At 70.7% G+C, this 21,270-nt stretch carries 22 protein-coding genes; 10 read left to right on the top strand and 12 right to left on the bottom strand.

The features are described from left to right. Window positions 1–18: 18 nt before the first annotated feature. Genes M3C17_RS16450 through M3C17_RS16440 form a run of 3 tightly spaced genes read right to left on the bottom strand, consistent with a single transcriptional unit; the run spans window position 19 to window position 3,286 of the window. Window positions 19–1,383, bottom strand: a complete 1,365-nt coding sequence (locus tag M3C17_RS16450) for an extracellular solute-binding protein (RefSeq protein WP_259979032.1) — start codon at window positions 1,381–1,383, stop codon at window positions 19–21. A gap of 29 nt (window positions 1,384–1,412) precedes the next feature. Further along, on the bottom strand, window positions 1,413–2,366 hold the full coding sequence (locus M3C17_RS16445; RefSeq protein WP_259979031.1) for a carbohydrate ABC transporter permease: 954 nt from the start codon (window positions 2,364–2,366) through the stop codon (window positions 1,413–1,415). After that, on the bottom strand, window positions 2,366–3,286 hold the full coding sequence (locus tag M3C17_RS16440) for a carbohydrate ABC transporter permease (protein ID WP_259979030.1): 921 nt from the start codon (window positions 3,284–3,286) through the stop codon (window positions 2,366–2,368). Before M3C17_RS16440 ends, M3C17_RS16445 begins: the two co-directional genes overlap by 1 nt. A 296-nt stretch (window positions 3,287–3,582) precedes the next feature. On the opposite strand from M3C17_RS16440, the gene M3C17_RS16435 reads away from it, so the two are divergent. The 4 genes from M3C17_RS16435 to M3C17_RS16420 are packed head-to-tail and all read left to right on the top strand — an operon-like array spanning window position 3,583 to window position 7,441. Continuing rightward, a complete protein-coding gene (locus tag M3C17_RS16435) occupies window positions 3,583–4,740 on the top strand; it encodes a PP2C family protein-serine/threonine phosphatase (RefSeq protein ID WP_259979029.1) in 1,158 nt (385 codons plus the stop codon). Further along, the gene (locus M3C17_RS16430) at window positions 4,737–6,701 is read left to right on the top strand and encodes a glycosyltransferase family 2 protein (protein ID WP_259979027.1); all 1,965 of its coding nucleotides are present in this window, start codon (window positions 4,737–4,739) and stop codon (window positions 6,699–6,701) included. The genes M3C17_RS16435 and M3C17_RS16430 overlap by 4 nt, the downstream gene beginning before the upstream one ends. After that, the gene (locus M3C17_RS16425) at window positions 6,685–7,017 is read left to right on the top strand and encodes an STAS domain-containing protein (protein ID WP_259979026.1); all 333 of its coding nucleotides are present in this window, start codon (window positions 6,685–6,687) and stop codon (window positions 7,015–7,017) included. The genes M3C17_RS16430 and M3C17_RS16425 overlap by 17 nt, the downstream gene beginning before the upstream one ends. Next, window positions 7,007–7,441, top strand: coding sequence for an ATP-binding protein (locus M3C17_RS16420; RefSeq protein ID WP_259979024.1), 435 nt, complete (start codon window positions 7,007–7,009; stop codon window positions 7,439–7,441). Before M3C17_RS16425 ends, M3C17_RS16420 begins: the two co-directional genes overlap by 11 nt. A 229-nt stretch (window positions 7,442–7,670) precedes the next feature. Here the strand turns inward: M3C17_RS16420 and M3C17_RS16415 are convergent, their stop codons facing one another. The 6 genes from M3C17_RS16415 to dnaK all read right to left on the bottom strand — a co-directional run bounded on the left by M3C17_RS16415 (window position 7,671) and on the right by dnaK (window position 12,339). Continuing rightward, a complete protein-coding gene (locus M3C17_RS16415) occupies window positions 7,671–8,111 on the bottom strand; it encodes a DoxX family protein (protein ID WP_259979023.1) in 441 nt (146 codons plus the stop codon). Between the two features lie 177 nt (window positions 8,112–8,288). Beyond that, window positions 8,289–8,702, bottom strand: coding sequence for a heat shock protein transcriptional repressor HspR (locus M3C17_RS16410; protein WP_259979022.1), 414 nt, complete (start codon window positions 8,700–8,702; stop codon window positions 8,289–8,291). Continuing rightward, complete coding sequence (locus M3C17_RS16405) at window positions 8,702–8,827, bottom strand: hypothetical protein (protein ID WP_259979020.1); 126 nt, start codon at window positions 8,825–8,827, stop codon at window positions 8,702–8,704. The genes M3C17_RS16410 and M3C17_RS16405 overlap by 1 nt, the downstream gene beginning before the upstream one ends. Beyond that, window positions 8,824–9,807 carry a DnaJ C-terminal domain-containing protein gene (locus M3C17_RS16400; protein ID WP_259979018.1) on the bottom strand — a complete coding sequence of 328 codons (984 nt, stop codon included), beginning with the start codon at window positions 9,805–9,807 and terminating at the stop codon, window positions 8,824–8,826. Before M3C17_RS16400 ends, M3C17_RS16405 begins: the two co-directional genes overlap by 4 nt. A 7-nt stretch (window positions 9,808–9,814) precedes the next feature. Further along, complete coding sequence (locus tag M3C17_RS16395; RefSeq protein WP_259979017.1) at window positions 9,815–10,471, bottom strand: nucleotide exchange factor GrpE; 657 nt, start codon at window positions 10,469–10,471, stop codon at window positions 9,815–9,817. Window positions 10,472–10,473: 2 nt separating this feature from the next. Beyond that, window positions 10,474–12,339: a molecular chaperone DnaK gene (gene dnaK, locus M3C17_RS16390; RefSeq protein ID WP_259979016.1), complete on the bottom strand. Its 1,866-nt coding sequence runs from the start codon at window positions 12,337–12,339 to the stop codon at window positions 10,474–10,476. Between the two features lie 243 nt (window positions 12,340–12,582). Between dnaK and M3C17_RS16385 the strand changes: the two genes are divergently transcribed. Next, complete coding sequence (locus M3C17_RS16385; RefSeq protein ID WP_259979013.1) at window positions 12,583–13,215, top strand: hypothetical protein; 633 nt, start codon at window positions 12,583–12,585, stop codon at window positions 13,213–13,215. A 13-nt stretch (window positions 13,216–13,228) separates the two neighbouring features. Here the strand turns inward: M3C17_RS16385 and M3C17_RS16380 are convergent, their stop codons facing one another. Further along, complete coding sequence (locus tag M3C17_RS16380; protein WP_259979011.1) at window positions 13,229–13,690, bottom strand: DUF3817 domain-containing protein; 462 nt, start codon at window positions 13,688–13,690, stop codon at window positions 13,229–13,231. Window positions 13,691–14,028: 338 nt separating this feature from the next. Between M3C17_RS16380 and M3C17_RS16375 the strand changes: the two genes are divergently transcribed. Then, entirely contained in the window at window positions 14,029–14,943 is a 915-nt protein-coding gene (locus tag M3C17_RS16375; protein WP_259979010.1) for a helix-turn-helix transcriptional regulator, read from the top strand. A 224-nt stretch (window positions 14,944–15,167) separates the two neighbouring features. Here M3C17_RS16375 and M3C17_RS16370 read toward each other — a convergent pair whose 3' ends face one another. Further along, window positions 15,168–16,364, bottom strand: coding sequence for an MFS transporter (locus M3C17_RS16370; protein ID WP_259979009.1), 1,197 nt, complete (start codon window positions 16,362–16,364; stop codon window positions 15,168–15,170). Window positions 16,365–16,615: 251 nt separating this feature from the next. On the opposite strand from M3C17_RS16370, the gene M3C17_RS16365 reads away from it, so the two are divergent. The 3 genes from M3C17_RS16365 to M3C17_RS16355 all read left to right on the top strand — a co-directional run bounded on the left by M3C17_RS16365 (window position 16,616) and on the right by M3C17_RS16355 (window position 18,417). Continuing rightward, window positions 16,616–17,503 carry a serine protein kinase RIO gene (locus M3C17_RS16365; protein ID WP_259979008.1) on the top strand — a complete coding sequence of 296 codons (888 nt, stop codon included), beginning with the start codon at window positions 16,616–16,618 and terminating at the stop codon, window positions 17,501–17,503. A gap of 67 nt (window positions 17,504–17,570) precedes the next feature. Next, window positions 17,571–17,759, top strand: coding sequence for a hypothetical protein (locus tag M3C17_RS16360; RefSeq protein WP_259979007.1), 189 nt, complete (start codon window positions 17,571–17,573; stop codon window positions 17,757–17,759). Between the two features lie 79 nt (window positions 17,760–17,838). Continuing rightward, window positions 17,839–18,417, top strand: a complete 579-nt coding sequence (locus M3C17_RS16355) for a DUF3253 domain-containing protein (RefSeq protein WP_259979006.1) — start codon at window positions 17,839–17,841, stop codon at window positions 18,415–18,417. Between the two features lie 239 nt (window positions 18,418–18,656). Here M3C17_RS16355 and M3C17_RS16350 read toward each other — a convergent pair whose 3' ends face one another. Continuing rightward, window positions 18,657–19,412 (bottom strand): hypothetical protein, encoded by a 756-nt coding sequence (locus tag M3C17_RS16350; protein WP_259979005.1) that lies wholly within the window; start codon window positions 19,410–19,412, stop codon window positions 18,657–18,659. Between the two features lie 332 nt (window positions 19,413–19,744). Between M3C17_RS16350 and M3C17_RS16345 the strand changes: the two genes are divergently transcribed. Beyond that, window positions 19,745–21,184 carry an MFS transporter gene (locus tag M3C17_RS16345; protein WP_259979004.1) on the top strand — a complete coding sequence of 480 codons (1,440 nt, stop codon included), beginning with the start codon at window positions 19,745–19,747 and terminating at the stop codon, window positions 21,182–21,184. Window positions 21,185–21,270 lie beyond the last annotated feature (86 nt).

The raw sequence follows: 21,270 nt of genomic DNA, 5'->3' as shown, positions 1-21,270 counted from the left end.
CACTGCCCCCTCCGGGTCTCAGCCTGCCGTGGCGTTCTCGTAGGCGCGCATCGCGGCGTCCTGCGCCTCCTTCAGCGCGTCCTCGGGCGACTTGTCGCCGAGCAGCGCCGCGGTGACGGCGTTGTTCAGCTCGTTCTGGATCTCCTGCCCCGCAGGCGACGAACCGAACGACTGGCCGTAGCCCACGACGTCGTAGTACGTGGCGATGACCTGGTCGAACCCGGCGTTGCCACTCTCGGTCACGAAGGTCTCCCGGATCGACTGGTCGGCCGCGGGCGAACCCGTGAACAGCCCGGTGTTGATGCCGCCCTCCGACTCCAGCGTCTCGGCCCTGGCCTCGCCCGCCGCCGTCCATGCGTCGTCCGACGTCAGCTCCACCATCCACGCACACGCCGCCGCGGGGTTCTTCGCCCCGGCGGGGATCACGAATGCGGTGCCGGACGCGACCGAGAAGGGCTCGCCGTCACTGTTGCGGAAGGGCACCGCCTCCAGCTGGATCTGGTCGGCGTAGGGGCTCAGCACGTTGGGGTACCACTGCGCGTTCACCTGCGCCCCGACCTGCTTCGCCACGAACTGGTTCTGGTCGCCGAACGTGTCGAACGAGTCGGTGAAGCTCTTCACCGCTGCGAATCCGCCCTGCGCGTCGGTGATCTGCTTCAGCATCTCCACGCCCGCGACGTTGCTCGGGTCGTCCAGGGTGGGCGCTCCGTCCGCGTCGTTCAGCTGCCCGCCCATCCCGAGGATCCACAGGCCGGCCTGGCCGGTCGCGACCGGATCGAACCCGAGCCGCGACGGCACGCCGCCCGACTCCTGGTACATCTTCTGGATGGCGCCCAGCAGCACGTCCGGCTGGGAGGTGTCGATCTCCTCCGCCGTGACACCGGCCTCGTCGAGCACCGCCTTGTTCAGCAGGATCGCGGGCGGCTGGTAGAACTGCGGCACCGCCCACACCGCGTCCTCGTAGGCGACGTCGTCCACCACGAACGGGTACCAGTGGTCGCGGGGGTCGACGTCGTGCGCGGCGAAGCACTCGTCGAGCGGCATGATGAGGTCCTGCGCGGCATACGTGGTGACGTAGCGCCGGTCCATCTGCACCACGTCCGGCACGTCGCCGCTGGCGATGCGGGTCGTGAACTTCTGCGCGTCGAACGCGGTCGCGTCGAGGTCGATCTCCACGCCGTCCAGCTGCTCGGCGGCGTAGTCCATGCGCGAGGTGCCCACGTCGTCGGCGTTCTCGAAGCCCCACGCCTTCAGCGTCCCGCTCGGCTCCGTGTCGAAGTCGGCGTCGGTGGCCTGGTCGCCCCCTCCTCCCCCGCCGCAGCCGGCGAGGACGAGGACGGTGGCCGCGGCCACCGCGGTGATTCCCAGCATGCGTGAGCGCATGACTGCTCCTTTCGATCTGTGGTTCGGTGTCATCCCTTGCGCCCCTGCGTCGCGACGCCCTCGATGAAGGAGCGCTGCCCGAAGGCGAAGAGGATGAGCATGGGCAGCGTCACCAGCAGCGACGCGACCATGACGTACTGGTAGTCGCCGTGACCGCCCGCCGTGGGGCTGTACTTGGTCATGGCGTAGGCGATGCCGAGCGGTGCGGTGAACTCGTCCACCGACCCGGCGTTGAGGTAGATCAGCGCGGCCTGCAGGTTGTTCCAGCTGGCCTGGAACTCGAACAGGAACACGATCACGAACGACGGGATGGACAGCGGCATCGCGATGCGCCAGAACAGCCCCCACGCGTTCGCGCCGTCGAGCCGCGCCGCCTCGAACAGCTCCCGTGGCAGCCCGAGGAAGAACTGCCGCTGCAGGAAGATGTAGAACGCCGAGCCGAACAGGTTCATGCCCCACAGCGGCACCCAGGTGCCGAGCAGCCCGGTCTCCTTCCAGATCAGGTAGATCGGGATCATGGTCACCGCGCCCGGCAGCATCATCGTCGCGAGCACCAGCCCGAACAGCAGCCCGCGACCAGGGAAGCGGAAGTACGCGAAGCCGAACGCCACGATCGAACTCGAGATCGCCACGGTCCCCGCGGCGAGCAGCGCGATCGCGATGCTGTTGCCCATCCAGCTGAGCAGCGGCAGCTGATTCCACACCTCGACGTAGTTCTCCGGCACGAACGTCTTCGGGATCAGCGCGTTGTCGAACACCTCGCCGCGCGGCTTGAGGCTCGCCGCGATCAGCCACACGAACGGGTACAGGAACAGCAGCCCGAACAGCACCAGGATCACATTCAGCACGATCCGCCCCGCGAGGCTCTTCGGCTGCCGCAGACGGCGCCGCCAGCGCGCCGGCGCGGGGACGGTGGTCGTGAAGGTGCCTGCGGTCTCCTCGGGCTCCGCCTCGACGGGGACCTGACGCACGGTCTGGGACATCAGCGGTCTCCCTCGTAGTAGACGAAGCGGTTGCCGACCTTCACCTGGATCAGCGTGATGAGCATGATGATCACGAACAGCAGCCAGGCCATCGCGGCCGCGAAGCCGAAGTTGAACTGCCGGAACGCCTGCTGGAACAGGTAGATCGCGTAGAACAGCGACGCCTCCGGCGAGGAGTTGCTCTGGTCCCGCCAGAACAGCAGGTACGCCTGGTCGAAGATCTGGAACGCCGCGATCGACAGCACGATCACGTTGAAGAACATCGCCCCCGAGATCATCGGCAGCGTGATCGCGAAGAACTTGCGGATCGGTCCCGCACCGTCGAGCGACGCGACCTCGTACAGCTCCACTGGCACGTTCTTCAGCGCGGCGAGGAAGATCACCATGGTGCCGGCGACCGTCCACAGCGTCATCATCACGATGCTCGGCTTGACCCACGCGGGATCCACCAGCCACTGCGGTCCCTGGATGCCGAACAGGCGCAGGAACTGGTTGATCGCGCCCGAGTTGCCGTTCAGCAGCAGGAAGAACACGGCAGCGGTCGCGACCGCCGGGGTCATCTTCGGCAGGTAGTACAGCACCCGGAAGAACCCGGCGCCGCGGCCGACCCGGTTCAGGAGCATGGCCAGCACGAGCGCGAACACGATCTCCAGCGGCACGGCCATCACCACGTAGAACAGCGTGTTCGCGAGTGAGACGCCGACCCGCGGATCCTCGAACAGGTTCGCGTAGTTGTCGATGCCGATCGGTCGGGCGGTGTTCGTGGCGAGGTTGTAGCTGCTGAAAGAGATGTAGAGGCTGTAGACCATCGCGCCCGCCGTGAACACCAGGAACCCGATGATCCAGGGCGAGATGAAGAGGTAGCCGGCGAGGGCCTCGCGACGGTTGTACCGGTCGCGAGTGCGCGTTCTGTGCGGCATCCACCGCCTCCTTTCTGCTGTGCGACGACGCGCGGGAGCGCGCCGAAGAGACCGTGGTGCCCGCTCTCGAAGGCACGCCGGATGACGGTGCCGGCCGCCCTGGCTGCGCGACGGGGGGAGGCACAGCCGGCGGACCGGTCCTTGTGCTCCGGATGCTAGGACGGGAGAAGCGTTTCGCCACCGGGCTTGCGCAGAAGCGTTTCCTGTGGTTCACCTGAACGCGCGGAGGTCGGGCTGGCGCCGCGGGCTCGGTTCCTCCGTAGGATGTGGGGAAGCGACGTAGGAGGGGCGGAGCAATGTTCGACGAGCGACGGCGACAGCAAGCGCTCGAGGAACTGGGGATCCTTGACACACCACCCGATGAGCGGGTGGATCGGGTGGCACGACTGGCGAAGGAGATGTTCGGCGTGCCGATGGTCAGCGTCTCGCTGATCGACCGCGACCGGCAGTGGCGCAAATCGCAGATCGGCCTCGGGGGGAACGAGGCACCGCGACAGGACTCGTTCTGCGACTACACCGTGTCGCAGGACCGGACGGTGGTGGTGGAGGACGCGAGCACGACCGACCTCTTCGCCGACAACCCGTTCGTCACGGGCGACCCGCACCTGCGGTTCTACGCTGCGCATCCGCTGCACGCCCCCGGCGGGGAGCCCGTCGGCACCCTGTGCGTGCTCGACACCGAGCCGCACACGTTCACCGACGCGCAGGCGGACCTGCTGCGCGACCTCGCGTTCTGGGTGCAGACGGAGCTGGCGCAGGACGCCGACATCGACCACGCCGCGATCGTCCAGCGGGCGCTGCGACCCCGCGTGCTGCCGGAGATCGACGGCTACACGATCGCGGCCGGCGCCGCCCCCCGCGGGACGCTCGCGGGCGACTACTTCGACTTCGCGCAGCACGGCGACGCGCTGCGGGTCACGCTCGCCGACGCCATGGGCAAGGGCACCGGGCCGGCGCTGGTCGCCGCCACCGTCCGCGCCTCGCTGCGCACGGCCCCCGAACGCTCCCTCGCCACCGCGGTCGCCGACGTCGACCGGCTGCTGGAGGAGGACCTCGCCGACACTTCGATGTTCGTGACAGCGGCCGTCGCCGAGCTGCAGCCCTCCACGGGCGAGCTGCAGGTGATCGACGCCGGGCACAGTCTGGCGTTCGTGATCCGCGCCGACCGCTCGTGGACGCCGCTGCGCTCGAAGAACCTGCCGCTGGGCATGGGCATGGGCGTCGCCGAGCCGCGCGAGCCGATCATGACGAGACTCGACCCCGGCGACACCTTCATCTGCTGCAGCGACGGGCTGTTGGACGTGCTCGACGAGGACGACCCCTTCGGCCACGTGGACCGTGTGCTCACCGCGCTCGGGCCGGACGGCGCGGTGCAGGAGGCGCTGCGCCTGGCGAACTCGGACGACAGGGCCACCGACGACATCACGGTCGTGGTCGTCCGGAGGGACGCATGACCGCGCGGTTCGCGACCATCCGCGTCCTCGCTCTGCTGTCGGTGCTCCTCGGCGTGAACTACGTGGCGTGGCGCTGGCTGGAGTCGGTGAACTGGTCGGCCTGGTGGATCGCCGTGCCGCTCGTCATCGCCGAGACCTACAGCCTCATCGACACCTTCCTGTTCTGCCTCACGATGTGGCGAGCGCGCGAACGGCCGGCGCCCGTGTCGCCGCCGCAGGGCACCGTGGACGTTTTCATCACCACGTACGACGAGCCCATCGAGCTGGTCATGACGACCGCCCGCGCCGCGAAGCGCATCGCCTACCCGCACTCCACGTGGATCCTCGACGACGGCTCGCGGCCGGAACTGGAAGCCGAGGCCCGGGCGGCCGGGGTGGGCTACCTGACCCGCTCGGAGGACTGGACGGGCAAGCCCCGCCACGCGAAGGCCGGCAACCTGAACAGCGCCCTGTTCCAGACCGACGGCGAGTTCCTGCTGATCCTCGACGCCGACCAGGTGCCCGACCCGCTGATCCTGCACCGCACGCTGGGCTACTTCGCCGACGACCCCGAGGTCGCGCTGGTGCAGACCCCGCAGTGGTTCGTGAACGTGGAGGAGGCGGACCCCCTCGGCAGCCAGGCGCCGCTGTTCTACGGACCCATCCAGCAGGGCAAGGACGGCTGGAACGCCGCGTTCTTCTGCGGCTCCAACGCGGTGCTGCGTCGGGAAGCGCTCATGCAGCTCGGCATCGTCGGGTATGTGCGCGACGTCACCGAGTCGGCGACGAAGGCCCTCAAGGCCGCGGAGACCATGATCGCCCGCGAGGCGGACACGGCCGCCAGCCCCGCACTCGCCACCGAGCTGGGTGCCCTGCGCATCGCCATCTCCCAGGGCCGCAAGGACCTCGCCGCCGGAGACTCGGTGGCCGAGGTCGCCGCGCGCGTGGGCGAGGCCGTCGACCGCGCCTCCCGGATCCTCGTCGCGCAGGACCTCGCCGGGATCAGGGCCGACCTCGACGAGATCGGCGCCCTGCCCCTGCAGCAGGACGCCGAGCTGGGCCAGGTCGTCGTCGACGAGGCGGGGCTCGACGCGCTCGCCTCGTCCGACCTCTCCCCCATCACCGCGGTGGAGGCCGTCCGCGGGCTGCTGGACACCCTGCGGCTCGACCGCGGCGACGAGGCGCAGCCCATCCTCCCGCTCGCGACCATCTCGGTCACGGAGGACATGGCGACCGCGATGCAGCTGCACGCCCTCGGCTGGCGCAGCGTCTACCACCACGAGATCCTCGCGCACGGCCTCGCGCCGGAGGACCTGCGCACCATGCTCACCCAGCGGCTGCGGTGGGCTCAGGGCACGCTGCAGGTGATGCTGCGGGACAACCCGCTCGTCAAGCGCGGGCTCAGCGCCGGGCAGCGCCTGATGTACTTCGCCACCATGTGGAGCTACCTCTCCGGGTTCGCGGCGATCGTGTACCTCGCGGCGCCCGTGATCTACCTGGTGTTCGGGGTGCTGCCGGTCACCGCCTGGTCGGTCGACTTCTTCGCGCGGTTCTTGCCGTACTTCCTCATCAACCAGGCGCTGTTCCTGGTGGTGGCGAAGGGAGTGCGCACCTGGCGCGGCCAGCAGTACTCGCTCGCGCTGTTCCCCGTATGGATCCGCGCGTGCTGGACGGCGTTCGCGAACGTCGTGCTCGGCAGACCCCTGTCGTTCGCCGTGACCCGGAAGGACGGCCGCGACCCGCGCGGTGTCCCGTGGGGCGAGATCTGGCCGCAGCTCACCGCGATGGTCGTGCTCGCGATCGCGCTGGTCATCGGCGTGACCCGGGTGTTCCTCGGCACGGCCGACGGCACCGGCACCCTCGTGAACACCGCCTGGGTCCTGTACGACCTGGTCGTCCTCAGCGTCATCATCCAAGCCGCGCGCTACCGCGGCCCCGCCGCCAGCATCCTCGAGGAGCAGTCGAATGAACGTCAGCACTGACAGCAGAGACGGCTATGCCGTCGTGGCGATCACGGGCCGCCTGACCGCGTCCGGCGCGCCGCAGCTGCGCAACGCCGTGAGCGACCTGGTCACTGCAGGGCAGCCCCGCATCGTGATCGACCTGAGCGGCACCGAGTTCGTCGACTCCTCCGGGCTCGGCGCCCTGGTCGGCGGGCTCAAGAGCGCAAGGGTGGCCGGCGGCGACCTGCGGATCGCGGCGGTGCCGGACGCGGTGCGCACGGTCCTCCGGCTCACCAACCTGGACCGCGTGCTGCGCGACTTCCCGACGCCGGAATCGGCGTTCGATGGACACTGAGCGCCGGGCCTTCCACGTGGACGGGCCCGCCGGGCTCGCCCTGGTCGACAGTGCGCTGGACGCGCTCGACCGCCTCTGGGCCGCGGCCCCGGAGGTGCCCGCCGAGGACCAGGTGCTGTTCACCCTGGCCCTCAGCGAGGTCACCACGAACATCGCGCAGCACAACGAGCAGACCGACGTCGTACTGAGCATCGACGTGCGTGCCTCGGCCGAGGAGCTGCGCGCCTACATCCGCGACACCGCCCCGCCCGCACCCATCGACTGGGACGCCGTGTCCATGCCGGGCGAGGAGAGCGAGAGTGGCCGCGGTCTGGCGCTGTCGCAGGCGGCGCTCGACGAGTTCACGCACGTGCCCAGCGAGGCCGGCAACACCTGGGTGCTCGTGCGCCGCATCGGCATGGACCGGAGCGAGGACGAGGCCTAGCGCTAGGGGGCGGGAGGTCGCACGACGGCGCAGTTTCCGCGCGAGGTCGCACGCGTTCCGGAAATCCCTGCGCCGTGGGGGTGAATTTGCGACGCCACGAGCTGAGTGGAGCGTGAGCGCGGTCAGCGCGGGCTCGGGAGCACGCCTCGCACATAGGGCTGCGCAGCACCCGCGCGCGGCGAGGCCGGGGCCGGAGTCCTGCCCCGACCCCGCGAACCCATCGCAGGGTTCAGGCGAGCCAGGCGGGAGCGCGGCCGCGCAGCACGGCTCCGTCGAGCGAGTAGCGCCCAGCGCCGGTGAGGGCGAGAGCCAGGGCGGCGGCGCCGAGCACGGCCACGAACTCGTAGCCGCCCTCACCCACCCAGAGCCCGGCGGGCAGGTGCACGAGCAGGAGTGCGACCACCATGTCGGCCGCGAGCAGGATGCCGACGGGTCGGGTCAGGAAGCCGAGGATCAGCAGGATCCCGCCGATCAGCTCGACGAACGCGACGACGGGCGCGGCGATCTCAGCCAGCGGCACCCCCATCCCGGCGAAGCTGCCAATCGTGCCGGGGATCGTGTACTCGAAGATCTTCTGCGCGCCGTGGGCGGCGAAGATCGCTCCCGTCACGACCCGGAGGATCAGGAGTCCCAGTGAGGGAGCGGGGCGGAGGGCTGTGGTGTTCGTCATGAGGAGTTCTTCCTTCGTGGCAGGACACCCGCGCACGGCGCGGACCAGGGGGGATTCCCTGCTCTACACGCTAGGAAGGCTTGTTTTCCGTCCGCTGGACGCGGCCGCGCACCAGCCCGCGGCTCAGCGCGGGGCCGCGGCTCAGCGCGGGGCCGCGGCTCAGCGCGGGGCCGCGGCTCAGGCGGAGCCTCGCGGGTTCCACAGCACGAGCTCGGTGGAACGGCGCAGACGGCGGCCGCCCGGCACGGGCACGACGCCCGCGGATCCGGCGGCGAACACGCGCACGCCGGGGCGGTTCTCCCGCTCGGCGCGCAGGGCGCTCTCCAGCGCGGCGACCCGGCCGCGCAGCATCCGGTTCTCGTCCTCCAGGTCGAGCAGCCGGGCGATCGCGGGCAGGCTCACCCCCTCGGAGGAGAGCTGGGCGACCTCACGCAGCTGTTCGATGTTGCGCGAGGAGTAGCGGCGCGAGCCGCCCGAGGTCCGCCCCGGCACCACGAGCCCGATGCGGTCGTACTGACGCAGCGTCTGCGGGTGCAGCCCCGACAGCTCTGCCGCCGCGGCGATCGCGAAGACAGGGGTGTCCGCATCCATCACGCCTCATCCCCCTCCCCCCGCACGGTCGGAACGGCCACCGGGCGCGCCGGACCGGGCAGCTCCTCCACGGAGCAGCCCGACCCGGTGCGCACACCGATGACGCCACGCGAACTCGCGGTCATCGCCGTGCCTTCGCCATGAGCTCGGCCCGCGGATTCTCCTGCGGCTCGAGCTGCTGGAACTTCTCCAGCGCCTCGCGGGCGGCGTCGTCGAGGTGCGTCGGCACCGCGACCTGGAGCTCGGCGAGCAGATCGCCCGTGCCCTTCGAGGTCACGACACCGCGGCCCTTGACGCGCAGCACCCGCCCGGAGGGGGTGCCGGGCGCGACGCGCAGCTTGACCACGTCGCCGCCGAGCGTCGGCACCTCGATGGTCGCGCCGAGCGTGGCCTCGGTGAAGGTCACCGGCACCACGACCCGCAGGTTGAGCCCGTCACGCGTGAACACGGGGTGCGGGCGCACCGTGATCTGCACCACGATGTCTCCGCTCTCCCCGCCGTCCGGCGAGGGCCGACCGCGGCCGCGGAGCCGGATCTTCTGCCCGTCGGCGACACCCGCGGGGATCTTCACCTTGAACGGCTTGCCGTCCTCGCCCTGCAGCGTGATGGTCTCACCCTGCACGGCGGTGACGAAGTCGAGCGTGGTGCGCGCCGTGACGTCGGCGCCCCGCTGCGGACCGCCGAAGCCGCGGAAGCCGCCGCTCGGCTGACCGAAGCGGCCGCCGCCGAACGACCCGCCCTGCCCCTGGTTGAACATCGCGAAGATGTCCTCGAAGTCGGCGCTCTGCCCGCGCCCCTGCTGGCCGAATCGGCTGAACACGTCTTCGAACCCGCCGGCACCCGAACCGCTCGCCGTGAAGCGAGCGCCCGAGCCCATGGCACGGATCTCGTCGTACTCCTTGCGCTGCTCCGCATCGGAGAGCACCGAGTAGGCCTCGCTGATCTCCTTGAACTTGGCTTCGGCCTTGGCATCACCCTGGTTGGAGTCGGGGTGGTACTTGCGCGCGAGCTTGCGGTACGTCTTCTTGAGGTCAGCGTCGCTGACGTCCTTCGAGACGCCGAGAGTCTTGTAGAAGTCCTTGTCGAACCAATCCTGGCTGGCCATCGATCACCTACTCCGCAGGGACGGCGACGACGACCTTCGCAGGACGCAGCTCGACCTCGCCGAGGCGGTAGCCCACCTCGACGACCTCGAGCACGGTGGTCTTCTCCGTGCCGGGGGTCGGCTGCTGGAAGATGGCCTCGTGGCGCTGGGGGTCGAACTCCTCGCCCTTCTCGCCGTAGGCCACCACGCCCAGCCGCTCCACGACCGCGCGCACCTTCTCGGCGATCACGGCGAAGGGGCTGCCCTCCACCAGGTCGCCGTGCTGCTCGGCGCGGCCCAGGTCGTCGAGCACGGGGATGAGGCCCTTGGCGGCCTCGCCCTTCGCGCGCTCGATCTCGACCTGGCGCTGCTCCTCGGTGCGGCGGCGGTAGTTGGCGTACTCGGCCTGCAGGCGCTTGAGGTCGTTGAGCAGAGCGTTCTCCGCGTCGGCGATGGCCGCGTCGCCGGCGGCGGCGTCAGCCGTCTGCGCGGCGCCGAGGATGTCGTCGACCGTGAGGTCGTCCGGGGCGCCGTCGACCGGCGTCTCGTCCGATCCCTCGGCGGCCTTCGCCTCGCGGGAGTCCGGGTTCTGCGGCGCGGGGCCGGACGCCTGAGCGTCCGACCCCTCGCTGCGACCTTCGGCGGACTCAGGATTCTGGTTCTCGTCGAAGTTCTTGTCGGTCATGGTTACTTCTTCTCGTCCTCGTCGTCGACGACCTCGGCGTCGATCACGTCCTCCTCGGAGGAGGGGGCGTCACCGGCCGGGGCCTCGCCGTCAGCCGAAGCGCCGGCGGCGGCATCCGCCTGCGAGGAGGCGTAGATGGCCTCGCCGAGCTTGGACTGCGACTGGTTCAGCTTCTCGAACGCGGTCTTCACGGCCTCGTCGTCGTCGCCGGCCAGAGCCGTCTTCAGCGCGTCGACATCGCCCTTGACCTCGGTCTTCACGTCTTCGGGGAGCTTGTCCTCGTTCTCCGTGATGAGCTTGTCGATCGAGTAGGCGAGGGTCTCCGCCTGGTTGCGGGTCTCGGCGGCCTCACGACGCGCCTTGTCCTCGGCGGCGTGCTCCTCGGCCTCGCGCACCATGCGCTCGATGTCCTCCTTCGACAGCGACGAGCCGCCGGAGATGACGATCGACTTCTCGGTGCCGGTGCCCTTGTCCTTCGCGGACACGTGCACGATGCCGTTGGCGTCGATGTCGAACGTGACCTCGATCTGCGGGATGCCGCGGGGAGCCGGGGCGATGCCGGTCAGCTCGAACGTGCCGAGCGGCTTGTTGTCGCGCGTGAAGTCGCGCTCGCCCTGGAAGACCTGGATCGCGACGGACGGCTGGTTGTCGTCGGCCGTGGTGAAGGTCTCGCTGCGCTTGGTCGGGATGGCCGTGTTGCGCTCGATGAGCTTGGTCATCATGCCGCCCTTGGTCTCGATGCCGAGGGACAGCGGGGTCACGTCGATGAGCAGCACGTCCTTGCGCTCACCCTTGAGGACACCGGCCTGCAGGGCGGCGCCGACGGCGACGACCTCGTCCGGGTTCACGCCCTTGTTGGCCTCCTTGCCGGTCTCGCGCTTGACGAGCTCGGCGACGGCGGGCATACGGGTCGATCCACCCACGAGCACGATGTGGTCGATGTCGGACACCTTGATGCCGGCCTCGCGGATCACGTCCTCGAAGGGCTTCTTGGTGCGGTCGAGCAGGTCCTTCGTGAGGTCCTCGAACTTCGCGCGGGTGATCGTCTCGCTCAGCGACACCGGGCCGGACTCCGTCAGGGACAGGTACGGCAGGTTGATGCTGGTCGACGTGGAGCTGGAGAGCTCCTTCTTCGCCTGCTCCGCGGCCTCCTTGAGGCGCTGCAGCGCGATCTTGTCGCCCGAGACGTCGACGCCCGTGGTCTCCTTGAACTGCTTGATCAGGTAGTCGACGAGGCGCTGGTCCCAGTCGTCACCACCGAGGCGGTTGTCACCGGCGGTGGCGCGCACCTGGATCGTGGAGAAGTCGTCGTCCTTGCCCACCTCGAGGAGGGAGACGTCGAAGGTTCCACCACCGAGGTCGAAGACGAGGATGAGCTCGTCCTCCTTGCCCTTGTCGAGGCCGTAGGCGAGGGCCGCGGCCGTCGGCTCGTTGATGATGCGGAGCACGTTGAGGCCCGCGATCTCACCGGCCTCCTTGGTGGCCTGACGCTCGGCGTCGTTGAAGTACGCGGGGACGGTGATGACCGCGTCGGTCACCGTGTCGCCCAGGTACGACTCGGCGTCGCGCTTGAGCTTCTGGAGGATGCGCGCAGAGATCTCCTGCGGCGTCCACTTCTTGCCGTCGACGTCGAAGCTCCAGTCGGTGCCCATGTGGCGCTTGACCGAGGCGATCGTCCGGTCGACGTTGGTGACGGCCTGGCGCTTCGCGGTCTCGCCGACGAGCACCTCCCCGTCCTTGGTGAAGGCCACGACCGAAGGGGTCGTGCGGAAGCCCTCGGCGTTGGCGATGACCTTGGGCTCGCCACCCTCGAGGACGCTGACGACGGAGTTGGTGGTTCCGAGGTCGATACCGACAGCACGTGCCATGTGTTCTCTCCTTTGTTGGAAGTCTGTGATGGTCCGAAAACCTGGGGCGATCAGGGAAACCTGAGTCGCGATGACTCAAGTGTACGCCTCACCGTCAGAGCTGTCAAACAAAGTTGATATGGCTCGGCTCAAGTTTGCGGATCGCCACCGGCTGCCAGTCCGACGCACTTCCTGGTGAGCGGGACCTGCGAGTTATCCACAGCGTCGTCCGCCGGACCACCTCCCTGCCTAGGCTCGCCAGCCATGACCCTGCACACCTCGCCTCGTTTCCCCTGCGTGCGACGCATCGCCGCCGTCTTCACTCTCGTCGGTTTCCTCAGTACCGCAACCGGGTGCGCTGCACCCTCCACGCGGACGGACGAACTACCGCCCAAGACCTCGTCCCCTCACCCGGCCGCCGACGTCTTCGCTTTCGCGGACGGGGAACAGCTGACAGCCGAGACCGAGGTCCAATGGGGCGACGGATTCGTTGCGGACAGCGGATGGAAGCGGGAGCCGTCGGATCACCCCGGTCGCTGGTCATACACCAACGCCCGCAGCACCTGCACGGCGACTTTCCGTGACGGGGTCCTCGGCGACGCCGCCGGGATGGACGACCGGGAAGCGACCGATGCCGTCATGGAACAGCGGGCGGGCGAGAACTGGCTCGGCCAGGAGTTCGTCTCGGACGGCACGTTCCTGCCGTATCAGCGCTCTGAACGGCGAGTGGCGAATCGGCAGTTCAACTTCACCGTGAACGGATTCGGTTACTTCATCGCGGCGCGGGCGTTCGTTCAGGCCGACGCTGCCGTCTGGGTGATCGTCACGTGCGAGGGAGAGCCGATCGGACCGGTCGCCGAGGAGGTCCTCTCGAAGAACCTCCTCAACGTCAGCTGACGGGCGCCCCGGGTCACTTGCCGCCGGGAGGGCCGATCAGGAGCAGGATCACGTAGAGCGCCACGATGCCGACCACGAGCAGCACCGCCAGCACCCACGGGCGGCGGAGGAACCAGCGCATCAGGCGGTCGTACCAGCGGCGGTCGCGAGGGTCATCGGTGGCCTCCAGTCGCCAGTCACCGGTGAGCCGGCCGGTGCGGTGCAGCCAGACCTCCATCGGGATCGTGGCGTAGGGCACGACGGCGCTCACGACCGCGAGGACGCCGACGCCAGGGTGCCAGCGCTGGTTCAGCGCCACCAGCACGGCGGTCGCCGCATACGCGAGGAAGACGAAGCCGTGGATCCCGCCGCCGATCGTCACCACGATGCCGGGGGCGCCGACCGCGCGGGCGATGAGCGCCGAGATCAGGATCGTCCAGGTGATCGCCTCCGCGATCGCGAGAACACGGTACAGACGGCCAGGGGTGCGGAACACGGGACTCCTCGGGTGGGGGGTACCCCGCCAGCGTATCCGCGAAGCCTATGGGCGACGGGAGACGTCCGGTCGGCTGCGGACGAGCTGCGGACGCGGCCCGCGGAACAGGGGGGCGCGGCGGGCGGGACAGGAGCGGCGCGGCGCGCGGGACAGGGGGCGCGGCGGGCGGGACAGGAGGAGACGCGGCGCGCGGGACAGGGGGCGCGGCGGGCGGGACAGGAGGAGACGCGGCGCGCGGGACAGGGGGGCGCGGCGGGCGGGACAGGAGCGGCGCGGGCCGGAACAGGAGCGGACGCGGCCCGCGGAATAGGAGGGGCGGCGGGGGCGTTGCCGAAGGCATGGTGACGGTGGATGCGGACGCGCTCTCGCACGTGCTCGGCGCGGTGGACCTGCGGGTCGGCGTGGCGCGTCGCACGCAGCTGACCACGGGGGCGCTGCTCCCCCTCGCGACCGACCGCATCACCCTGGTCTACGTCACCGCGGGAAGCGTGAGCGGCCATCCTCCGCTCGGCTCCGGCTGCCGCCTCGACGTCGCCGCCGGCTCGCAGCCCCTCACGGTGACGCAGCCCGGGCACCGTGACCACCTGGTCTCCGGCGACGCGTTCCTCCTGCTCGGCGGCGAGCCGTTCGCCCTCGAGGCCGATGCCGACACGGAGCTCCTGGTCGTGGACATCGAGCTCGCCGACGCCACCTCGCCGCTCCCCGCCCTCCTCCCGCCGTTCCTCGTCGTCACCGGGTTCGACGAGCTGGAGCCCGCCGCGGCCGCGCTCGCGGAGAACATGGGCATCGTCGACCCCATCACCTGCGCCACCCGCCAGGGCGATCCGCTTATCTGCCGCATGATGGCCACCACCGTGCTGCTCTCCGTCATCCGGGCCTGGGCGGCCAACGGCTGCGCGCCCGCCGGCTGGCCATCCGTCTCGAACGACCCCTTCCTCGACCGCGTGGTCGAGGCCATCCACGAGCAGCCCGGCCGCGACTGGACGGTCGAGCGCCTCGCCGCCGTCGGAGCCATGTCGCGCTCGGCGTTCGCGGAGCGGTTCCGCGCCGCCGTCGGCCGCTCCCCCGCCGACTACGTGACCGAGGTGCGCATCGACACGGCCAAGCGCCTCCTCGATGCCGGCCGCACCGTGTCCGAGGTGTCGCGCGAGCTGGGCTATGCGTCCGACGAGGGCTTCAGCCGCGCGTTCCGCCGCCGTACCGGGATGACGCCGTCCTCCTGGCGCGCCGCGCACACCCTCGTCCCGGCCTGACTCCGCGCTTCCGTCCCGGCCTGCCCGGCCGGAGCGACCCACCCGCGGCGCGGTGCCCGCTGCCCGCTGCCCGGCTGCCCGGCCGCCCGCTGCCCGGCTGCCCGCTGCCGGCCGCCCGGCTGCCCGTTCATAACTCAGGAGATCCGGTGCGTCTACCCGCCGAGAGGCCGCGTCGGCGGGGGTTCTGGGGAGAAACTCCTGAGTTATGAACGGACCCGCCCGGGTCAGCCGCGGGCGCTGCGGCGGTTCGAGAGGCCGAACAGCACCGCGCCGAGCAGCAGGGCGACCGCGCCGATCGTGTACACGAGCTCGACGCTGAGCGTGTCGACGAGGAGCCCCCCGAGCCCTGCGGCGAGCGTGATCGCCGCCTGGAAGCCGACCACCACGAGGCTGCCGCCGGCCTCCAGTCGATCCGGCATGCGGTGGCCCACCCAGGTGTTCACCACGATCAGCCAGGACGAGAAGAAGAAGCCCCACACGAGCACGACCGCTCCCACGGCGACGATCGAGCCGGAGAACAGCATCATCGAAGCCACCGCGGCGGCGATCACGAGCGGCGCGAACACCGCGAAGAAGGCGAAGGACCGATCGATCACGAGCCCGATCGAGATGTTGCCGAGCAGCCCGCCGACGCCGAACAGGGCCAGCAGCACCACGATCGTGGAGGCATCGACGTCGGGGATCCGCTCCAGGGCGAGCCGCACGTAGGTGTAGGCGAGGAAGTGCCCGAGCACCACCAGCACGTGCCCGAGCATGCCGAGGCTGATGCCGGGGCGGCGGACCGTGTCCACGAGCAGCCGCAGGCTCGACGCCCGCTCGGCCGGCACCGAGGGCAGTGCCCAGCGCAGGGCCACGGCGAGCACCGCCATCAGGACTCCGGCGATCCCGAACACCATGCGCCAGTCCACGAGCTCACTCAGCATCACGCCGAGCGGCACTCCCGCGACCGTGGCCAGGGAGACACCGGCCGAGGTGAACATCACGCCGCGGCCCAGGCGCTCGGGACCGGCGAGTCGCGCAGCCACCGTGATCGACATGGTCCAGTAGGCACTGATCGCCGCGCCCAGCAGGAACCGCGCCAGCAGCACCAGGATCAGGTTCGGCGCGACGGCGACCACGAGGTTGGAGACGGCGGCGGCGAGCGCCATCCAGATGAGCAGCGAGCGACGGTCGAGGCGCGGGAACATGAGCCCCACGGTGGGCGCGACGACGAGTCCCACGAGCGCGGTGACGGTGACCGTCTGCCCGGCCTGCCCTGGGGTGACGCCGAGGCCGTCTGCCATCTCGGTCAGCACGCCGTTCGGCAGGAACTCCGCCGTCACGAGGAGGAACCCCATGATCATGAGGGCGATGAGTCCGCCGTAGCGGATGCGGTCTGCGCGGGTGGGCGTCACGGTGGGGACGGGGGCGGTCGTGGTCATGTTTCCACGCTCGCAGGGCCGGGAGCGCTGCGCCCGACCGGTCGTCCGGCGCATCCGACCGATCGTCCGACCCTGGACACGGCCCCGCGCTCACCCCTAGGCTCGACGACGCACCGGGAGTCGCCCGGGAAGCCCGCGCGGAAGGAGCCGATGACATGAGCACCGTCGTTGTCGCGCCCTGCGCCGACCACCTTCCCCTCGAGGCCACCCGCTCCTGATCCGGCGTGGCCTCCCTCTCCCGGAGCCACACCGTGACCGATCCCTTCGCTTCCTCGGAAGCCGCGTCCTTCGACGCCTCCCCCTTCGACGCCTCCCCCTTCGACTCCCTCGAATCCGTCCTGTTCTTCGCCGATGTCGAGCCCGGCGAGAACCAGCGCTGGACCACGTGGCCGGCGGTCACCCCGTCCGAGCGCGGCCCCGAACCGCGACCGTCGTGGGTCGTGACCTCCGCCGGGGCGCTCGACACCGAGCTCGGCATCCTCAAGACCGGCAAGGAGGCCGACGTGTTCCTGCTCGAACGCGCCGTGCCAGGAGACCCGACGCAGCACAGCCTGCTGGCGGCGAAGCGCTACCGCGACGCCGAGAACCGCAACTTCCACCGCTCGGCCGTGTACACGGAGGGCCGAGCGACCCGGAACACCCGCGACACCAGGGCGCTCGCCAAGAAGACCTCGCATGGGCGGGACGTCGCCGCGGCGCAGTGGTCTTTCGCGGAGTTCGAGGCACTGTGTCGGCTGTGGGAGCTCGGCGCGCCGGTGCCGTATCCCGTGCAGGTGAGCGGCACCGAGGTACTGATGGAGTTCCTCGGCGACAGCGACGGCACGGCGGCGCCACGGCTCGCGCAGGTGCGCGGCGACCGCGGCGAGCTGCAGGAGTACTACACGCAGGTCGTGGAGCTGATGCGGGTGTTCGCGGGGGCGGGCTTCGCGCACGGCGACCTCTCGGCGTACAACCTGCTCGTGCACGAGGGGCGGGTACGCGTGATCGACCTGCCGCAGATCGTGGACGTGATCGCCAACCCCCAGGGCCTCGATCTGCTGCACCGCGACTGCGTCAACGTGTGCGACTGGTTCACGCGCCGCCGCGTCGACTGCGACCCTGAGGAGCTCTTCGCCGACCTGCTCGCCGCGCTGTACTGAGGGTCGCCGCGGCGGGGATCTAGAGTTGTCCCCGACGGCGGGCGGCGACAAGTGATGAGGCATGCCCATGAGACGACGACTCCATCCCGCCCTGGTCGCAGCGATCGCGATGGCGCCGGTTCTGGTGATCCAGGCCGTGCTGGTGGCGACAGGGACCTGGCCCGTGTCCCCCGATCTGCTCGGTATCGCCGCCATCGACCTCCTCTTCGGGCTCGCGATCCTCGCCGCGTGGTACCTCGCCGGCCGACGACGGTGAGACCGACGGCGCCCGTCGACCCGCGTGCGTCCCGTCAAGGGGCTCGACGCCGCCTCGCCGGCCGCGGGATGATTCCCGCATGGCGGAGGACGAGACCGGTGACGTGGGACGGGGGGACCAGCTCGAGCACACGGCGGACGGGCACCACCCGGACCCGCCCGAGCACACCGCGGACGGGCACCACCCGGACCAGCCCGAGCACACCGCGGACGGGCACCACATCCTCGTGAACGGGCGGCGATGGCGAGCGACGGATCCGTCCATCCCCGAAAAACTGCGGCAGGAGCTGGTGGATGAGCTCATGGCGGCGCGGCGCGCGGTGAAGACCGCCGAGCCCGACGCGAGAGCCCGCGTGCACGACGCGAAGACAGCCCTCGGCGAGCGCGGCGTCCCGTGGTGGGACTGCGAGGCGGACGACGAGCGGATCGCCGCGGCCATCCGTGCGCTCACCCGCAAGCGCGCGGAGTCGTCGATCTGCCCGAGCGATGTCGCCCGCGCGGTCGGCGGGGAGTCCTGGCGCAAGCGGATGGCCGACGTGCGACGCGTGACGGCGACACTCGCCGCGCGTGATGAGGTCGTGGTGACGCAGAAGGGCGAGCCCGTGGATGTCGCCGCCGCCCGCGGCCCCGTGCGCATCCGCCGCGGCCCCGCGCTCTGACCCCTCCGACCCCCTCGGTCGACCGGCCCGGTCGGCCGACGCCGGGCCGCCAGCGGCCCCGTCCGCATCCGCCGTGCCCCGCGCTCGGCCCCTCCGACCCCCTCGGTCAGCCGCCTCGTCAGCCGACGCCGCGCCGCCAGCGGCCCCGTCCGCATCCGCCGTGCCCCGCGCTCGGCCCCTCCGACCCGCTCGGTCAGCCGACGACGGCGCGGACTGTGGGTCCCCTTCGACCCCCTCGGTCAGTCGACGGCAGCACGGACCGCGGCGAGCAGCGCCGACAGCGCGGGCGGCATGCGGTCGAGCGGGAGCAGCTCGACGATGTCCGCCGCGAACCGCGCCTTCCGCCCTGCTGCCGTCCCCGCGAAGCGGTGCAACTGATCCGCGACCGCCTTGCCGCGCTGGGCGGGCTGCCCCTGGAAGACGCGGAACCGCCCGAGTTCGCCGCGCGCCGCCAGCGCCTCCTCGACCAGGGGCACGCCCGCTGCGCGGATGACCTCGTCCTCGAGGTCGCGCTCGCAGCCGAAGAAGCCGCCGTCGGCGGGGACTCCCGTCGCCGGGTCGATCACGCCGAGATCACGCAGCACCCGCGCGACGTACGCCCCCTCCGCCGCATCGTAGAGGCCGAGCACCCGCGTCATGGGTTCGCCCACCGTTGCATCGGAGGGGTCGACCACCCGCGTCATGGGTTCGCCCTCCGCCGCGTCGGAGGGGCGGCCGAGCACCCGCCGGATGGGTTCGCGCACCGCCGCGTCGGAGGAGCTGGGCATCCGCATCATGCCCTCCGTCTCGGCTGCGTCGTGCAGGCCGAGCACCAGTGCACCGCGCTCCGTGCGAAGCGCCGACAGCCGAGTCCGCAGATTGGTGATCCCGTCGAGGTCGGACAGCATCACCCCGTCCAGCGGCTCGTCGCGTCGGCGCGCCAGGGCCGCGAACGCCAATCGGTCGCTCGCACCCTCGAACAGCACGACCACCTGCTGCCCGCTCTCCTCGCCCATGCGACGACCCTACGCATCCGCGAGCGTCGAGGCCGCACCCTTGACCCACGCATCCGAAATCGGACAGGCAGTTGCTCACCGCTCGACCCGCGCACCCGCGGATGCCCGCGGCCCCGTGCGCATCCGTCGCGGTCCCGGGATCTGACGCGGGGGCCGCACCCCGCGCACTCCCCACGGAGGCTCGACCCACGCATCCGCGGGCCGCGGGGTCGCACTCCGCGCACTCCCCACGGAGGCGCGACCACGCATCCGCGGGCCGCGGGGTCGCACCCCGCGCACTCCCCACGGCGCGCCGTCACCGGGCGTTCACCGGCCGCCGCCAGACTGCGAGCATGAGCTCACCCGAATCCGCCGCGGGCACCCCCGAGCCCGTGGCGACAGCGAACAGCGGCGCCGTCGCCGTCGTCGGCCTCGACCTGCGCGGCGACACACCCGCCCCGAAGAAGCAGGTGTATTCGTGGGCGCTGTGGGACTGGGCGACGCAGCCCTTCAACACCGTGATCCTCACGTTCGTGTTCACGGCGCTGTACCTGGTGAGCGCCTCGTTCCTCCCGCCGGACATCGCCGCCCTCGACCCCAGCGACCCTGCGCGCGTCGCGGCGGAGGCCGACCTCGCATCGGGCCTGGGTCTCGGTTCGACCATCGCGGCGTTCGGCATCCTGCTGCTCGCGCCGGTGCTCGGGCAGCGCGCCGACGCCGCGGGCCGCCAGAAGCTCTGGCTGGGCATCGGCACCGGGGCGCTGATCCTGTGCATGCTGGGGCTGTGGTTCGTGGAGCCGCGACCGGCGCTGTTCTGGCTGGGCGTGGCGCTGATCTCGGCAGGGTCGGTGTTCGGCGAGATCGCGGCGGTCAACTCCAACGCGATGCTGATCGGCATCGCCAACCCGCGGAACGTCGGGCGCATCTCGGGTCTCGGCTGGGGCTTCGGCTACCTCGGCGGCATCATCGCCCTGGTCATCGTGGTGGTGCTCGACACGTTCGACTGGTTCGGCATGTCGACGGACAACGGCCTCGCATACCGGCTGATCGCGGTGGGCTGCGCGGTGTGGGCGATCGTGTTCAGCATCCCGATCTTCCTGAACGTGCCGGAGCCGTCCCTGGGCCGCCCCGAACGCAAGGTGGGCTTCTTCCGCTCCTACGTGCTGCTGGTGAAGGACGTCGCCGGGCTCTACCGAGACGAGCAGACGCGCCCCACGTTCTGGTACTTGCTGGCGAGCGCCGTGTTCCGCGACGGCCTGGGCGGCGTGTTCGCGTTCGGCGCGATCATCGGCACCGCCGTGTTCCGTTTCGGCACGCAGGACATCATCGTGTTCGGCATCGCGGCCAACCTCATCGCCGGAGTCTCGACGATCCTCGCCGGCCGCCTCGACGACCGGCTCGGCCCGAAGCGCATCATCCTCGGCTCGATCGGGGCGATGGTGATCGCGGGGCTGACGGTGTTCGTGCTGCGCGACGCGGGCGCTCTCGTGTTCTGGATCGGCGGGCTCATCCTCTGCGCCTTCGTGGGTCCGGCGCAGGCGGCGGCCCGCTCCTTCCTCGCCCGCGTGACCCCTGCGGGCCGGGAGGGCGAGATCTTCGGCCTGTACGCGACGACCGGTCGCGCCGCAAGCTGGATGGCATCGGGCGCCTGGACGCTGCTGATCGTGCTGACGAGCCAGACGGCCTTCGGGATCCTCGGGATCGTGCTCGTGCTGATCGCGGGGTTCCTGCTGCTGCTGCCGGTGAAGGCGCCGCGGGCCGGTGCCGTTCACAACTCCGGAGATTCTGCCTGATCCGGGCCGATCGGGCCCACGCAACGGCGTGTCGGAGCGTTTTCTCCGGAGTTGTGAACGCATCGTCGCGCCGACACGCGGGCCCT

Source organism: Microbacterium sp. p3-SID336, assembly GCF_025143365.1.
GTDB lineage: Bacteria > Actinomycetota > Actinomycetes > Actinomycetales > Microbacteriaceae > Microbacterium.
The sequence above is the reverse complement of the archived record's forward strand: the minus strand, read 5'-3'. Positions and strand labels throughout refer to the sequence as shown.

Coding starts and splice junctions, on each gene's coding strand:
- M3C17_RS16420 (WP_259979024.1), top strand. CDS start 7,007: ATGGACACTGAGCGCCGGGCCTTCCACGTGGACGGGCCCGCCGGGCTC.
- M3C17_RS16410 (WP_259979022.1), bottom strand. CDS start 8,702: ATGGATGCGGACACCCCTGTCTTCGCGATCGCCGCGGCGGCAGAGCTG.
- dnaK (WP_259979016.1), bottom strand. CDS start 12,339: ATGGCACGTGCTGTCGGTATCGACCTCGGAACCACCAACTCCGTCGTC.
- M3C17_RS16370 (WP_259979009.1), bottom strand. CDS start 16,364: ATGACCACGACCGCCCCCGTCCCCACCGTGACGCCCACCCGCGCAGAC.
- M3C17_RS16360 (WP_259979007.1), top strand. CDS start 17,571: ATGAGACGACGACTCCATCCCGCCCTGGTCGCAGCGATCGCGATGGCG.
- M3C17_RS16415 (WP_259979023.1), bottom strand. CDS start 8,111: ATGACGAACACCACAGCCCTCCGCCCCGCTCCCTCACTGGGACTCCTG.
- M3C17_RS16395 (WP_259979017.1), bottom strand. CDS start 10,471: ATGACCGACAAGAACTTCGACGAGAACCAGAATCCTGAGTCCGCCGAA.
- M3C17_RS16345 (WP_259979004.1), top strand. CDS start 19,745: ATGAGCTCACCCGAATCCGCCGCGGGCACCCCCGAGCCCGTGGCGACA.
- M3C17_RS16350 (WP_259979005.1), bottom strand. CDS start 19,412: ATGGGCGAGGAGAGCGGGCAGCAGGTGGTCGTGCTGTTCGAGGGTGCG.
- M3C17_RS16400 (WP_259979018.1), bottom strand. CDS start 9,807: ATGGCCAGCCAGGATTGGTTCGACAAGGACTTCTACAAGACTCTCGGC.
- M3C17_RS16445 (WP_259979031.1), bottom strand. CDS start 2,366: ATGTCCCAGACCGTGCGTCAGGTCCCCGTCGAGGCGGAGCCCGAGGAG.
- M3C17_RS16385 (WP_259979013.1), top strand. CDS start 12,583: ATGACCCTGCACACCTCGCCTCGTTTCCCCTGCGTGCGACGCATCGCC.
- M3C17_RS16375 (WP_259979010.1), top strand. CDS start 14,029: ATGGTGACGGTGGATGCGGACGCGCTCTCGCACGTGCTCGGCGCGGTG.
- M3C17_RS16450 (WP_259979032.1), bottom strand. CDS start 1,383: ATGCGCTCACGCATGCTGGGAATCACCGCGGTGGCCGCGGCCACCGTC.
- M3C17_RS16430 (WP_259979027.1), top strand. CDS start 4,737: ATGACCGCGCGGTTCGCGACCATCCGCGTCCTCGCTCTGCTGTCGGTG.
- M3C17_RS16435 (WP_259979029.1), top strand. CDS start 3,583: ATGTTCGACGAGCGACGGCGACAGCAAGCGCTCGAGGAACTGGGGATC.
- M3C17_RS16405 (WP_259979020.1), bottom strand. CDS start 8,827: ATGACCGCGAGTTCGCGTGGCGTCATCGGTGTGCGCACCGGGTCGGGC.
- M3C17_RS16355 (WP_259979006.1), top strand. CDS start 17,839: ATGGCGGAGGACGAGACCGGTGACGTGGGACGGGGGGACCAGCTCGAG.
- M3C17_RS16440 (WP_259979030.1), bottom strand. CDS start 3,286: ATGCCGCACAGAACGCGCACTCGCGACCGGTACAACCGTCGCGAGGCC.
- M3C17_RS16425 (WP_259979026.1), top strand. CDS start 6,685: ATGAACGTCAGCACTGACAGCAGAGACGGCTATGCCGTCGTGGCGATC.